The 12,970-nt window shown below is 61.6% G+C and carries 15 protein-coding genes; 2 read left to right on the forward strand and 13 right to left on the reverse strand.

The features are described 5' to 3' along the window. Window positions 1-17 precede the first annotated feature (17 nt). The 5 genes from metW to BT199_RS20635 all read right to left on the reverse strand — a co-directional run bounded on the left by metW (window position 18) and on the right by BT199_RS20635 (window position 4,177). Window positions 18-638, reverse strand: coding sequence for a methionine biosynthesis protein MetW (gene metW / locus BT199_RS20615; protein ID WP_003195091.1), 621 nt, complete (start codon window positions 636-638; stop codon window positions 18-20). Then, the gene (locus BT199_RS20620; protein ID WP_034128945.1) at window positions 635-1,786 is read right to left on the reverse strand and encodes a homoserine O-succinyltransferase MetX; all 1,152 of its coding nucleotides are present in this window, start codon (window positions 1,784-1,786) and stop codon (window positions 635-637) included. The genes metW and BT199_RS20620 overlap by 4 nt, the downstream gene beginning before the upstream one ends. A 238-nt stretch (window positions 1,787-2,024) precedes the next feature. After that, window positions 2,025-2,612: a YggT family protein gene (locus BT199_RS20625; protein WP_003195087.1), complete on the reverse strand. Its 588-nt coding sequence runs from the start codon at window positions 2,610-2,612 to the stop codon at window positions 2,025-2,027. Window positions 2,613-2,637: 25 nt separating this feature from the next. Beyond that, window positions 2,638-3,456, reverse strand: a complete 819-nt coding sequence (gene proC, locus BT199_RS20630) for a pyrroline-5-carboxylate reductase (protein ID WP_072435375.1) — start codon at window positions 3,454-3,456, stop codon at window positions 2,638-2,640. A gap of 34 nt (window positions 3,457-3,490) precedes the next feature. Further along, on the reverse strand, window positions 3,491-4,177 hold the full coding sequence (locus BT199_RS20635; RefSeq protein ID WP_014720328.1) for a YggS family pyridoxal phosphate-dependent enzyme: 687 nt from the start codon (window positions 4,175-4,177) through the stop codon (window positions 3,491-3,493). 57 nt (window positions 4,178-4,234) lie between these two features. On the opposite strand from BT199_RS20635, the gene BT199_RS20640 reads away from it, so the two are divergent. Further along, the gene (locus BT199_RS20640; protein WP_032902279.1) at window positions 4,235-5,269 is read left to right on the forward strand and encodes a type IV pilus twitching motility protein PilT; all 1,035 of its coding nucleotides are present in this window, start codon (window positions 4,235-4,237) and stop codon (window positions 5,267-5,269) included. A gap of 148 nt (window positions 5,270-5,417) precedes the next feature. Here BT199_RS20640 and BT199_RS20645 read toward each other — a convergent pair whose 3' ends face one another. After that, on the reverse strand, window positions 5,418-6,056 hold the full coding sequence (locus BT199_RS20645; RefSeq protein ID WP_003195078.1) for a C40 family peptidase: 639 nt from the start codon (window positions 6,054-6,056) through the stop codon (window positions 5,418-5,420). A gap of 249 nt (window positions 6,057-6,305) precedes the next feature. Between BT199_RS20645 and BT199_RS20650 the strand changes: the two genes are divergently transcribed. After that, the gene (locus BT199_RS20650; protein WP_020301920.1) at window positions 6,306-6,734 is read left to right on the forward strand and encodes an NINE protein; all 429 of its coding nucleotides are present in this window, start codon (window positions 6,306-6,308) and stop codon (window positions 6,732-6,734) included. Between the two features lie 43 nt (window positions 6,735-6,777). Here the strand turns inward: BT199_RS20650 and BT199_RS20655 are convergent, their stop codons facing one another. From BT199_RS20655 to gshB, 7 genes are all read right to left on the reverse strand, one after another. Then, entirely contained in the window at window positions 6,778-8,049 is a 1,272-nt protein-coding gene (locus BT199_RS20655) for a dihydroorotase (protein ID WP_034128939.1), read from the reverse strand. Further along, window positions 8,046-9,050 carry an aspartate carbamoyltransferase catalytic subunit gene (locus BT199_RS20660; RefSeq protein ID WP_014720325.1) on the reverse strand — a complete coding sequence of 335 codons (1,005 nt, stop codon included), beginning with the start codon at window positions 9,048-9,050 and terminating at the stop codon, window positions 8,046-8,048. The genes BT199_RS20655 and BT199_RS20660 overlap by 4 nt, the downstream gene beginning before the upstream one ends. A 24-nt stretch (window positions 9,051-9,074) precedes the next feature. After that, the gene (gene pyrR / locus BT199_RS20665) at window positions 9,075-9,581 is read right to left on the reverse strand and encodes a bifunctional pyr operon transcriptional regulator/uracil phosphoribosyltransferase PyrR (RefSeq protein ID WP_019817751.1); all 507 of its coding nucleotides are present in this window, start codon (window positions 9,579-9,581) and stop codon (window positions 9,075-9,077) included. Between the two features lie 132 nt (window positions 9,582-9,713). Next, window positions 9,714-10,151, reverse strand: coding sequence for a Holliday junction resolvase RuvX (gene ruvX, locus BT199_RS20670; RefSeq protein WP_003195067.1), 438 nt, complete (start codon window positions 10,149-10,151; stop codon window positions 9,714-9,716). Next, a complete protein-coding gene (locus BT199_RS20675) occupies window positions 10,151-10,720 on the reverse strand; it encodes a YqgE/AlgH family protein (RefSeq protein ID WP_057976477.1) in 570 nt (189 codons plus the stop codon). Before BT199_RS20675 ends, ruvX begins: the two co-directional genes overlap by 1 nt. A 173-nt stretch (window positions 10,721-10,893) precedes the next feature. Next, window positions 10,894-11,799 carry an energy transducer TonB gene (locus BT199_RS20680; RefSeq protein WP_072435376.1) on the reverse strand — a complete coding sequence of 302 codons (906 nt, stop codon included), beginning with the start codon at window positions 11,797-11,799 and terminating at the stop codon, window positions 10,894-10,896. Between the two features lie 77 nt (window positions 11,800-11,876). Beyond that, entirely contained in the window at window positions 11,877-12,830 is a 954-nt protein-coding gene (gene gshB / locus BT199_RS20685) for a glutathione synthase (protein ID WP_020301918.1), read from the reverse strand. Window positions 12,831-12,970: the final 140 nt, after the last annotated feature.

Raw genomic sequence — 12,970 nt, forward strand, 5'->3', positions numbered from 1 at the left:
GTCCCTCTTGAAGATGATTAGACGGCAACTTTGTGGTCGGTCAGGCCAGGGCTGCTGACCCGGTAAATACCAATTTCGCCCAACAGGTTGGGCCATAGCTTACTCGCCCAGCCGTGGCGGTGCTGTTGATCGACGGCAAGGCGGTTGATCACCTTGGCTTCACGCTCGCCACACAGGGCTTCGAAGTCTTCGAAGGTGCAGAAGTGGATGTTCGGCGTGTTGTACCAGGTGTACGGCAGGAAGTCGGAGACCGGCATGCGCCCCTTGGTGGCCAGGTACCAGCGGCAGCGCCAGTGGCCAAAGTTGGGAAAGGTGATGATGCATTGGCGGCCCACGCGCAGCATTTCGTCGAGGATGCGGTCCGGGTAGTGCACCGCTTGCAGGGCTTGGGTCATCACCACGATATCGAAGCTGTTGCTGGCAAAGTTGCCCAGGCCCTTGTCCAGGTCCTGCTCGATCACGTTGATGCCCTTGGCCACGCACTGGGCGATGTTGTCCGGGTCGTTTTCCAGGCCGTAGCCGGTGACTTGCTTGTGGTCGCGCAGCCAGCTCAGCAGTTCGCCATCGCCGCAGCCCAGGTCGAGCACGCGGCTGCCGGCGGGGATCCAGTCTTGGATGATTTCCAGGTCGGCTCTCATGGCGTTCTCACAAGCGAAATACGGTTCATGTAGTTACTGAACGCCTGCAGGTAGCGTGGGATCGGAATCAGGAAGGCGTCGTGGCCTTGCGGTGCATCGATCTCCAGGTAGCAGACGTCTTTCTTGGCGGCCATCAGGGCATCCACCAGCTCACGGGAGCGCGCTGGCGAAAAGCGCCAGTCGGTGGTGAACGACATCACGCAGAACTTGGCCGTGGCGTGCTCGAAGGTTTTTGCCAGGTCGTCATCGTGGTTGGCGGCCGGGTCGAAGTAGTCCAGAGCCTTGGTCATCAGTAGGTAGGTGTTGGCGTCAAAGCGCCCCGAGAATTCCTCGCCCTGATAACGCAGGTAGCTTTCCACCTGGAACTCGACGCTGTGGAAGTCGTAGTTGAGCTTCTCGCTCTTGAGGCCACGGCCGAATTTCTCGCCCATGGAATCGTCGGACAGGTAGGTGATGTGGCCGACCATCCGCGCCAGCATCAAGCCGCGCTTGGGGATCACGCCCGCTTCCTGGAACGAACCGCCGTGGAACTCGGGGTCGGTGAGGATCGCCTGGCGCGCCACTTCGTTGAAGGCGATGTTCTGCGCCGACAACTTGGGCGCCGAGGCGATGGCCAGGCAATGACGCACGCGGTCCGGGTAGGTGATGGTCCATTGCAGGGCCTGCATGCCGCCCAGGCTGCCGCCAATCACGGCGGCCCACTGGCTGATGCCCAGCAGGTCGGCCAGGCGTGCCTGGCTGTGCACCCAGTCTTCCACGGTCAGCACTGGGAAGTCGGCGCCGAACGGTTTGCCGGTTTCCGGGTTGAGGCTGCTGGGGCCGGTGGAGCCGTTGCAGCCGCCGAGGTTGTTCAGGCTGACCACAAAGAACTTATTGGTGTCGATGGGCTTGCCGGGGCCGATGCAACTGTCCCACCAGCCGGGCTTGCGGTCGTCAACGCTATGGAAGCCGGCGGCGTGATGATGGCCGGATAAGGCATGGCAGATCAGCACTGCGTTGCTCGCCGTGGCGTTCAGTTGGCCATAGGTTTCGTAGATCAGGTCGTAGGCTGGCAACGAACGGCCGCAGGCCAGGGCCAGGGGTTCGCTGAAATGCGCCACTTGTGGCACGACCAGTCCAACAGAATCGGGGGGGAAGGCAGCTGGCATCGACCCTGCTCTCGTTTAAATGAGGCGTAAGTCTAAAGAGCGGGGACCCTAGCGGCAAGCAATGGTCGGGGGTTAGCGTGATCGTTCCCACGCTCCGCGTGGGAATGCCTCTTGGGACGCTCTGCGTCCTGCCCTGGTGACGCGGAGCGTCACGGCTGCATTCCCACGCAGAGCGTGGGAACGATCAGCACAAGCCATGCTATCGCAGGCAAGCCAGCTCCCATAGGGGCTACGGCATTCAGATCAGGCCAAACAACTCTTTTGGCATGTAAGCAAAGTAGGCCAGGCGCGGAATCACCCAGCTTTGCAGCAACTGAATCACGATAAACGCGAAGATCGGCGAGATATCCAGGCCACCCAGGTTCGGAATCAGGCGACGGAAGGGTGCCAGCACGGGCTCGGTGATCTGAGCCACCAATTCGGCACCTGGGCTACGGCTGCCCGGTGCGACCCAGGAGAGGATCACGCTGATGATCATCGACCAGAAAATGATCTTCAGGAACAGCGAGAAAATCCCGATCAGGCCCCATGGCAACAGCAGGACGGTGAAGGCCTGGTAGCCATTGAGCATCAGGATCACCACGAACAGCAGGATTTGCAGCAGCAACGCCAGCACCAGCGACGACATGTCCAGGCCGAACAGGCTCGGGATCACTCGGCGCAGCGGCTTGAGCAGTGGTTGGGTGGCCTTCACCACGAACTGGCACAGCGGGTTGTAGAAGTTTGCACGCACCAGTTGCAGGATAAAGCGCATCAGCACGATCAGCAGGTACAAGCTGCCCAGGGTCTGGATGATGAAAATGGCAGCGTCATTGATTCCGAGCATGTTTGATTACCTTGGTAAGGGACGACTATTTGCCCAGTTGCTCAGCCATCTCGGCTGAACGATGTGCGGCGGCACCCAGTGCTGTTTCCACCAGGGCTTCAAAGCCCCCGGCCTGGAACGACTCGATAGCCGCTTGTGTGGTGCCACCGGGCGAGGTGACGCGACGGCGCAGTTCGGCGGCATCCACCTCGCTGCCGACCGCCATTTTCGCGGCGCCCAGGGCGGTTTGCTCCGCCAGTTGCTCGGCCACGTCGTGGGGCAGGCCCAGCTTGACACCGGCGGCGGTCATGGCCTCGATCAGCAGGAAGAAGTAGGCCGGGCCACTACCGGAAACGGCGGTAACCGCATCCAGTTGCTGTTCCTGCTCCAGCCACACGGCGAGGCCCACCGCAGACAGCAGTTCCTGGGCCTGGTCACGTTGCTGCACGGTGACTTCGCCGGTGGCATACAAACCGCTGACGCCCTGGCGCAGCAGCGCCGGGGTGTTGGGCATGCAGCGCACGATGGGCTGGGCGCCGAGCCAGTTGGTCATGCTGGCGCAGGTGATGCCAGCGGCAATCGACACCACCAGTTGGTGAGGTTGCAGACTCGGGCGCAGGCTCTCGCACACAGCCTTCATGGCCTGGGGCTTGACCGCCAGCACGATCACATCGACGCCGTGGATGGCCTCGGCATTATCAGCGAAGGTCTGGATGCCGTGTTCGGCGCTGACGCGCTCGCGGGTCTCGGCGCCCGGGTCGCTGGCGCGGATCTGCTCGGCGTCCAGGCCCTTGGCCCGCAGGCCACCGATCAGGCTGGCCGCCATGTTACCGGCGCCGATAAAGGCAATACGCGTGTTGCTCATGACAGGTCCTTATTTTCGAGGGATGTCAGCCATTTCACGGCTGGCCGTAGTCGCGGGCGCCAAACAGCGCGGTACCGATCCGCACCCAGGTGGCGCCTTGGGCAATGGCCGACTCAAGGTCGTGGCTCATGCCCATGGAAAGTGTGTCCAGCGCCAGGTTCAAGCTGGCTTGCAGGTCGCGCACCGTGGCAAACGCCGCATCCTGCTCTGCCCGATCTTCAGTCGGCTCGGGAATCGCCATCAAGCCCCGCAGCTTCAAGCGCGGCAGGGCGCTGATCGCCGTGGCCAGGGCCGGCAGGTCGGCGGGTGTGCAGCCGGACTTGCTGGCTTCGCCACTGACATTGACCTGAATGCAGATATTGAGCGGCGGCAGGTCGGCCGGGCGTTGTTCGGACAGGCGTTGTGCGATTTTCAGGCGGTCCACGGAATGCACCCAAGCGAAGTGCTCGGCGATAGCGCGAGTCTTGTTCGATTGAATGGGGCCGATGAAGTGCCAACTCAAGGGCAGGTCGGTTAAATCCGCCTGTTTGCCCAGGGCTTCCTGCAGGTAGTTTTCGCCAAAGTCGCGCAGCCCGGCGGCATAGGCTTCGCGCACTGCCTGCGCGGGTTTGGTCTTGCTCACGGCCAGCAGGTGGATGCTGCTTGCGTCACGTTGCACGGCGTCGGCTGCGGCGCGGATGCGCTGGCTAACCAGGCCGATGTTGTCTGCTATCGTCGACATTCAAGATGCGCCCGTGGATATGGAGTCCGCGGCATTCTACTGGAAATGGAAAGCCCTATGGATATCACGCAATTGCTGACGGCCAGCGTAAGCCGAGGCGCCTCAGACCTGCATCTGTCAGCTGGCCTGGCACCGATGCTGCGCATTGATGGCGAGGTTTGGCCGCTGGATGGGCCAGCGCTGAACGCTACCCAAGTGGTCGACTTATTGAGCCCGTTGCTGAATAAACATCAACAAAAGGATTTCGAAACATCTCTTGAAACGGATTTTGCCTTCGAATTGCCAGGCGTCGCCCGGTTCCGGGCGAACGTGTTCCGCCAGGATCGCGGCGTGGGTGCAGTGTTCCGGGCTATTGCGACTGAGGTCCAGAGCCTGGAGGCGCTGGGATTGGGCGAGGTGTTCCAGCGTATCGCCCGCCTTCCTCGCGGCCTGGTGCTCGTGACCGGGCCCACCGGTTCTGGCAAGTCCACGACCCTGGCGGCGATGATCGACGACCTCAACCGGCATCGACGCCAGCATATCCTCACGCTGGAAGACCCCATCGAGTTTATCCACAGGCCGAAACTGGCGCTGGTCAACCAGCGCCAGGTGCATCGTGACACCCACAGTTTCTCGGTGGCCCTGCGTTCAGCCCTGCGAGAAGACCCGGATGTGATCCTGGTGGGTGAATTGCGCGATCTGGAAACCATCCGCCTTGCGCTGACGGCGGCAGAGACCGGGCACCTGGTGTTCGGCACTCTGCACACCTCGTCGGCGGCAAAGACGATAGACCGGCTGGTGGACGTCTTCCCGGCCGGGGAAAAGGCCATGGTCCGCTCGATGCTGTCGGAGTCGTTGCAGGCGGTGGTCTCTCAGGTGTTGGTGAAGAAGGTGGGCGGTGGGCGTGTGGCCGCCCATGAAATCATGCTGGGTACGCCGGCGATTCGTAACTTGATCCGTGAGGACAAGGTGGCGCAGATGGTTTCGGCAATTCAGACCGGTGGGGCGTTGGGGATGAAGACCCTGGATATGAGTTTGAAGGCGTTGGTGGGCGCGGGCCTGGTCAGTCGGGAAGAGGCGCGGGAGAAGGCGAGGGTGCCGGCAGATATCTAAAACGCACAGATACACAATGTGGGAGCTGGCTTGCCTGCGATAGCGGACTGTCAGGCACTCTCTCTGCCAACTGACACACCGTCATCGCAGGCAAGCCAGCTCCCACATTTGATTGCATTTCAAAGGGGGAGCTTCAGTGGTGCCTGGCTTAGCGCTGCACGATCCGCAGGTTGCTGTTCTGCTCTTTAGGCAGTACCCGCTTGGCAATCACGTAGTTCTTGTCCCAGAACGGCTTTTTCAGCGTGTCGATGCTCACCGACTTGCCACGGCGCGGTGCGTGAATAAAGCGGTCATTGCCCAGGTAGATGGCAACGTGGTTCACCTGGCGGCTCTTCAACTTGAAGAACAACAGATCGCCCGGCTTCAGGTCTTTGCGGTCAACCTTCAACCCATGGCCGGCCGCCATGGCGTTGGAGGTGCGTGGCAGGTCCACCGCTTTTACATCGTTAAATGCATATTTCACCAGCCCGCTGCAGTCGAACCCTTTACTTGGGCTGCTGCCGCCCCAACGATAAGGTGTACCGAGCACGTTGACGGCACGGCTCAAGACGTTGCTGCTTTGCTTGGTGTTCACGGCCAGCTGGGTGGAAAGCACTTTGCCGTGGGCCTTGCTCAGTTGAGTCGGGCGGCTGACGGTCGGCTTTGCCGCTTTGGCAGTGCTGGGCGTGCTATGGACTTTAGGGGTGAAACCGTTAACGTTCGGAAGTCGTTGCTCACGATTGGTGGCGTGGGCGGCCAGTGGCATTAATAGGCAAATGGTTAGCCATGTCTTGAAAAATGGTCGCATTAGGCGTGGCTCTTATGGGTTTGCGCGCAACTTTATAACAGCTTTTTGTGCTGTTCTCAGGCCGTTTGTCGACTGAACCTTGGGGTCAAATTCAGGAAAAACGCGACGATTCGCCGCAATTGTCCTACACAAGGCAGGCGGTACAAGGCTTTGAGGGCAGGAAGATACCATTTACCGTACGTCGGGCGCCCGTAAAAAAGTCACAAAGAAAATGAAAAAATTTATCTATCGACGCAAAAGAGGTCCTTCATGAACACCTATCAACAGGTTGGTCAGCAGCACGACACCCACAGTAAGGCGATTGGTTACCTACTGTGGATTTTCGGTTTTACCGGGGCTCATCGCTTCTATTACGGCAAGCCGGTGACCGGTACGATCTGGTTTTTCACCTTCGGCTTGCTGGGTATTGGCTGGCTGATCGACTTGTTCCTGATCCCGGCCATGGACCGTGAAGCCGACCTGCGGTTTACCGCTGGGCCGATTGAATACAACGTGGCCTGGATTCTGTTGGCGTTCCTGGGCGTGTTTGGTGTGCACCGTATGTATCAGGGCAAATGGATCACCGGCCTGATCTACCTGCTGACCGGTGGTTTGTTCCTGATTGGGGTGCTGTATGACTTCTGGACGCTGAACACGCAGATCTCGATCCGCAATGCCGAGCGCAACAGCGGGCGCTGAGCACTGATCGTTCCCACGCAGAGCGTGGGAACGAGCTTGCGCGTCAAGCCTGGTAGCTGATCCGCCCATCCATCAAGGTGTACCGCACCGTCGCCGGCAGGCTGTGGCCGATGAACGGGCAGTTTTCGCCCTTGGACAACCAACGCTCACCAGCCACCGTCGAGCTTGCCAGGTCGAACAGCACCAGGTCCGCCGGTGAACCCACCGCCAACTGGCCCGCTGGCAAGCGCAGGGCTTCGGCCGGGCCGGCGCTCAGACGCGCCAGCAGTGTCGGCAGGTCCAGCAAGCCGTCTTCCACCAGCGTCATCGCCAGTGGCAACAACAACTCCACGCTGCTGATGCCCGGCTCGGTCGCGCCAAACGGTGCCAGCTTGGCGTCTCGCTCGTGAGGTTGGTGATGGCTGGAAATCGCCGACACCACACCCGACTTCACCGCCGCACGCAAACCGTCACGGTCTGCCTTCGTGCGCAGCGGGGGCTGTACGTGGTAAAGGCTGGAGAAGTCGATCAGCGCCTCATCCGTCAGGATCAGCTGGTACAGGGCGACATCCGCAGTTACCCGCAAGCCACGGGCCTGGGCCTGGGCGATCAGAGCCACGCCCCGGGCGCTGGTCAACTGGCTGAAATGCGCACGCACGCCGCTTTGTTCCACCAGCAACAGGTCACGGGCGAGGGCCACGGTTTCTGCGGTTTCCGGAATGCCCGGCAGGCCGAGGAAGCTCGCCACTGCGCCTTCATGGGCCAGGCCGCCTTCGGCCAGGTCGCGGTCTTGGGAATGGAAGATCACCGTCAAGTCGAACGTGGCCGCGTATTCCAGGGCGCGGCACAAGGTGCGCGTGCTGCGAAAGCTTTCCAGGCCATTGCCGAAGGCCACGCAACCGGCGTCACGCAGGGCGATCAATTCGGCGAGTTGTTCGCCATCCAGGCCCTTGCTCAAGGCGCCAATGGGAAACACTTTGCAATTGCCGGCTTCGCGGGCGCGGTCGAGGATCAGCTCGGTCACAGCAGAAGTGTCCAGTACCGGCTTGGTATTGGGCGGGCAACACAGGCTGGTCACGCCACCGGCTGCCGCGGCCTGGGTTTCGCTGGCGATGTTGCCTTTGCGACTGTAGCCCGGTTCACGCAGGGCGACATTCAAGTCCACCAGCCCAGGTGCGGCCACCAGGCCCTTGGCGTCAATGCTCTGGCCGGCGTTGAAGCCGGCGGGGGCGGCGCCGATGGCGACGATCTTGCCGGCGTCCAGGTGTAGATCGGTAACTTGGTCCAGGCCGCTGGCCGGGTCGATGACTCGGGCGCCGAGAATGCTGAGCTTCACTGGGCCTGCTCCTGCTCGAATTGACGTTGCGCGGTTTGCCCGCTCATGGCCATGGACAGCACGGCCATGCGCACGGCGATGCCGTAGGTCACTTGGTTGAGAATCACTGATTGTGGGCCGTCGGCCACCGCCGACTCAATTTCCACGCCGCGGTTGATTGGCCCCGGGTGCATCACGATGGCATCCGGCTTGGCCTTGGCCAGGCGTGCGGTGGTCAGGCCGAACAGGCGGTAGAACTCACCTTCGCTGGGCAACAAGCCCCCGGCCATGCGCTCGCGTTGCAGGCGCAGCATGATCACCACGTCCACATCCTTGAGGCCTTCGGCCATGTCGGTGTAGACCTTCACGCCATACTGTTCGATGCCGATGGGCAATAGGGTCTTGGGCGCGATCACGCGGATATCCGGGCAACCCAGGGCCTTGAGAGCCAGCATGTTCGAACGTGCCACCCGCGAATGCAGGATGTCGCCGACGATGGCTACCGAGAGGTTTTCAAAGCTGCCCTTGTGCCGACGAATGGTGAGCATGTCGAGCATGCCCTGGGTCGGGTGCGCGTGACGGCCGTCGCCGCCATTGATGATCGCCACGTTCGGGCACACATGCTCGGCGATGAAATGCGCAGCGCCGGAGTCGCCGTGGCGTACCACGAACATGTCGGCGGCCATGGCTTCCAGGTTGCGCAGGGTATCGAGCAGGGTTTCGCCCTTGCTCGCCGACGAGGTGGACACGTTCAGCGTGATCACATCGGCCGACAGCCGCTGGGCCGCCAGTTCAAAGGTGGTGCGGGTGCGGGTGGAGTTTTCGAAGAACACGTTGCAGATGGTTTTGCCGCGCAACAGCGGGACTTTCTTCACTGCCCGGCCACCGACTTCCAGGAACGAGTCGGCGGTGTCGAGGATTTCGGTGAGCAGTTCGCGGGGCAAACCGTCGAGGGACAAGAAGTGTTGCAACTGGCCCTGAGCATTGAGCTGCAGCGGGCGCTTGGCATCTAGAGGCGTCATCGCGGGGACTCTTTACAAGGCGGTTTAAAGGGCAAGGTCTTGCAGTTCGAGTTCGAGCGGCGTAGGACCGGACAATTTTACCCGCTGCTGGGGTGCAAGCGACAGGGTTGCACCCACGACGTCCGGGCTGATCGGCAGTTCGCCAGCATCCAGGTCCAGCAGGCACACCAGGGTCACGCTGGCAGGGCGGCCATAGTCGAACAATTCGTTCATGGCGGCGCGGATGGTGCGGCCGCTCATCAGCACGTCGTCGATCAATACCAGGTGCTGGCCTTCGATCTCGAAGGGCAGGGCCGATGGGCGCACTTGTGGATGCAGGCCGTTCTGGCTGAAGTCGTCGCGGTAGAAGGACACGTCCAGGGTGCCCAGAGGCGAATCGCTGCCCAGTGCTTCCAGCAATGCCTGGGCTACCCACACGCCACCGGTGCGTATGCCGATAAAACGCGGTTCGCTGATGGCACGGTGTTCCAGGTGCGCCTTGAGGCGTATCGCCATCTGGCTGATCAGTTCGGCAGGGTTCGGCAAGCTCATAGTGGCTCCTTATCAAGTGTGTAGGAGCGAGCTTGCTCGCGAAAAACTCATGGGCACCGCGTTCATCCAGCCTTCTCGCGGTATCGTTAACGTTCTTCGCGGGCAAGCCCGCTCCTACAGGATCGCGGCGGGTCAGGATTCAAATAAAGCGGTGTTTTCATCCAGCCAGCCCTGCAACAGCAAGGCCGCGGCGATAGCGTCTACCGGGTTGTCGCGGTAACTGCCCTTTTGCCCGCCACGGTCGCGGCGCTCTCCCTTGGCTTCGAAGGTGGTGAGGCGTTCGTCGTGGGTATAGAAGGGCAGGTTGTAGCGGCCATTGAGGCGGCGCGCGAACTTCTCGGCGCGCAGGCACATGTCACTGGGGGTGCCATCCATGTTCAGGGGCAGGCCGACCACCACCGCGTCAGGCTTCCACTCTTTAATCAGGGCTTCGACCTGGTTCCAGTCCGGCACGCCGTTCTGGGCCTTGAGGGTGCACAGCTCGCGGGCCTGGCCGGTGATGACCTGGCCAACCGCTACGCCGATCTGTTTGGTGCCGTAGTCAAAACCGAGGATCAGACGCAAGGCCATCAGGCGTGCCCCGCCTGGCTGGTCAGCAGGCTGAGGTTGACCCGCAGCTTGGCTGCTGCCGCTTCCAGGCGCAGTTCGCTGGCGGTGTTGAACAGGATGTCAGCGTCGAACGGGCAGGTCAGCCAGGCATTGCTGGCCAGTTCGGCCTCCAGTTGCCCGGCTTCCCAACCGGCGTAGCCCAGGGTGATCACGCTTTGCTCGGGGCCGATGCCGTCGGCGATGGCGAACAGCACATCCTGGGATGTGGACAGTGACACCCCATCAAGGTCTACCGTGGCCTGAAACGTCGGCCCGGTGGGGTGCAGCACAAAACCGCGATCGGTCTGCACCGGCCCGCCGATGTAGATCGGTACGCCCTGGCAGCGCGCCGGCGGGTCGATTTCCGGGCGCAGTTGCTCAAGGATATCGGCCAGGTTCAGCTCCTGCGGGCGGTTGACCACCAGCCCCATGGCACCATTGGCCGTGTGCTCGACGATGTAGGTCAAGGTCTGCGCAAAGTTCGGGTCGGCCATATGGGGCATGGCGATCAGGAATTGGTGCTTGAGGTAGGTCGGGCTGACGTTTTTCATGTCCGCTAGTGTGGCGTTGGAGGGGCGAACTGACAAGTGCGGGCGCGAGCCTGATCGCTGATCGTTCCCATGCTTTGCGTCGGAATGCATCCCGGGGCGCTCCGCGTCCCAAGAGCAGACGCAGAGCGTCCATGGCGGCATTCCCACGCGGAGCGTGGGAACGATCTGTGCGATCAGTTGCTGGACAACCGGTCGCCCTTGGCGAACCGCCAGGTGCGGATGATTTCCAGGCGGTCCACGTCGCTCAAGTCGCCGCTGAATGGCGCAAAGGGCGCGGCCAGGCGCACGATGCGTTGCGCAGCCTGGTCCAGCAGCGGCTGGCCGGAGGACTCCAGCACCTGCACCTCATACAGCGAGCCGTCACGGTTGATCGACACCAGCAAGCGCAAATTGCCATAAATCTGTTGGCGCCGCGCCTCGTCCGGGTAATTGAGGTTGCCGATGCGTTCGACTTTCTTGCGCCACTCGTCCTTATACCAGGCACCTTTATCGCGCATGGTTGAGGCGGCGTTCAAACGGTAGATGCGCGGGCGCTTGGCATAAAGCTGTTGCTCATGGGCCAGTTCGGCTTCGAGGCTGGAAATTTCGTCGGACAGCGTCGAACTGTCGAACGTCGGCGCAGGTTTCACTGGCTCGGGCTTGGGTTCGGTCTTGGCCTTTTCGCGCTGGGTCGGGGCTTTTTGCGGCTTGGGCGCGACGGTGGCTACCGCAGCCTTGGGCGTGGCCTGCTTGACCTCGGGCTTTGGCGCCGGCGGTGGGGTGACCTTCTTGACCTGGTTGTCGTGGAAGGGCGCCACTTCGGTGGTCTTGGGCACGGCTTTCTTGTCGAGGGTGCCGCTGCCTTGCTGGTTTTCCTGGGCGAGAAAGTCAGCCTTTTCGGGCTTCTTTTCGCTCTTGAACGTAGCAAGTGTGATTTCCAGGGTCTTGGTGATCTGCTTGGGTTCCACCAGGGTGAACCCCACGCCCAGGAGCAGGGCGAGGTGAATCAGCGCAGCGAGAAACAGGGTAAAACCGAGACGATCAGCCGGGCGCACGCCGCTATGGGTGAATTCGGGGGGCAGATCGGACGGGAGTGTCATGACAAGAAAACCAACATCGCGCGTTTCACAGGTGGCGCATGATAACGCAATGTTGGTATGTGTCCGGCTGTTCTATGTCACTTGGCTTTTAGCTTGCGCTCAATGGCGGCCATCAGCATTTCGCCGATGTTCGTACCAAATGCATTGTCGATCTCGCGAATACAGGTCGGGCTGGTGACGTTGATTTCAGTGAGGTTCTCACCAATTACGTCCAGTCCGACAAACAGCAGGCCTTTTTCCCGCAGGGTCGGACCGACTTGAGCGGCGATCCAGCGGTCCTTGTCCGACAACGGCCGCGCTTCACCGCGACCACCGGCGGCCAGGTTGCCACGGGTCTCGCCGGCTGCCGGGATGCGCGCCAGGCAGTAATCCACCGGCTCGCCGTCGATCATCAGGATGCGCTTGTCACCGTCCTTGATCGCCGGCAGGTAGGCCTGGCCCATGATCTGCTGGGTGCCCAGGGCGGTCAGGGTTTCGAGGATCACCGACAGGTTCGGGTCGCCGGCGCGGTGACGGAAGATCGAGGTGCCGCCCATGCCGTCCAGCGGCTTGAGGATCACGTCGCCATGCTTGGCGGCGAATTCACGCAGTACATCGGCGCGGCGGCTGACCACGGTCGGTGGTGTGCACTGCGGGAACAGGGTGGCGAACAGCTTTTCATTGCAGTCACGCAGGCTTTGCGGCTTGTTGACGATCAACACGCCGGCCCGTTCGGCTTGCTCCAGCAGGTAGGTGGAGTACACAAATTCCATGTCGAACGGCGGATCCTTGCGCATCAGGATCACGTCGAGGTCGCTAAGGGGGCTGTCGATTTCGTCAGAAAGCTCGAACCACTTCTCGGGGTTGGCGAACACCTGCAGCGGGCGCATGCGTGCGCGGGCCTCGCCTTCACCCTGGTAAAGGTCGCGCTGCTCCATATAGAACAAGGTCCAGCCGCGGGCCTGGGCGGCCAGGAGCATGGCCAGCGAACTGTCCTTTTTATAGGAAATGCTGGCGATAGGGTCCATGACAATGCCGACGCGAACGCTCATGGGGGATTTCCTCTAGCAAATTGGGGCGCATAAAAGTGGCGTCAGAGTGGCGCTGCGGCTGTTGTGGGTCAAGGAAAAACCACTGGGTGGGTGCCTCGATAGATTGCGCTTGGAGACTGTGCTAAAAAGGCTGGCACGGC

Origin of the sequence: Pseudomonas sp. NFR02 (assembly GCF_900119375.1) — a bacterium.
Lineage (GTDB): Bacteria > Pseudomonadota > Gammaproteobacteria > Pseudomonadales > Pseudomonadaceae > Aquipseudomonas > Aquipseudomonas paracarnis.

Bases quoted from the DNA above. Each gene is read 5' to 3' on its own strand.
- metW (WP_003195091.1), bottom strand. From the start codon at position 638: ATGAGAGCCGACCTGGAAATCATCCAAGACTGGATCCCCGCCGGCAGC.
- BT199_RS20620 (WP_034128945.1), bottom strand. From the start codon at position 1,786: ATGCCAGCTGCCTTCCCCCCCGATTCTGTTGGACTGGTCGTGCCACAA.
- BT199_RS20625 (WP_003195087.1), bottom strand. From the start codon at position 2,612: ATGCTCGGAATCAATGACGCTGCCATTTTCATCATCCAGACCCTGGGC.
- proC (WP_072435375.1), bottom strand. From the start codon at position 3,456: ATGAGCAACACGCGTATTGCCTTTATCGGCGCCGGTAACATGGCGGCC.
- BT199_RS20635 (WP_014720328.1), bottom strand. From the start codon at position 4,177: ATGTCGACGATAGCAGACAACATCGGCCTGGTTAGCCAGCGCATCCGC.
- BT199_RS20640 (WP_032902279.1), top strand. From the start codon at position 4,235: ATGGATATCACGCAATTGCTGACGGCCAGCGTAAGCCGAGGCGCCTCA.
- BT199_RS20645 (WP_003195078.1), bottom strand. From the start codon at position 6,056: ATGCGACCATTTTTCAAGACATGGCTAACCATTTGCCTATTAATGCCA.
- BT199_RS20650 (WP_020301920.1), top strand. From the start codon at position 6,306: ATGAACACCTATCAACAGGTTGGTCAGCAGCACGACACCCACAGTAAG.
- BT199_RS20660 (WP_014720325.1), bottom strand. From the start codon at position 9,050: ATGACGCCTCTAGATGCCAAGCGCCCGCTGCAGCTCAATGCTCAGGGC.
- pyrR (WP_019817751.1), bottom strand. From the start codon at position 9,581: ATGAGCTTGCCGAACCCTGCCGAACTGATCAGCCAGATGGCGATACGC.
- ruvX (WP_003195067.1), bottom strand. From the start codon at position 10,151: ATGGCCTTGCGTCTGATCCTCGGTTTTGACTACGGCACCAAACAGATC.
- BT199_RS20675 (WP_057976477.1), bottom strand. From the start codon at position 10,720: ATGAAAAACGTCAGCCCGACCTACCTCAAGCACCAATTCCTGATCGCC.
- BT199_RS20680 (WP_072435376.1), bottom strand. From the start codon at position 11,799: ATGACACTCCCGTCCGATCTGCCCCCCGAATTCACCCATAGCGGCGTG.
- gshB (WP_020301918.1), bottom strand. From the start codon at position 12,830: ATGAGCGTTCGCGTCGGCATTGTCATGGACCCTATCGCCAGCATTTCC.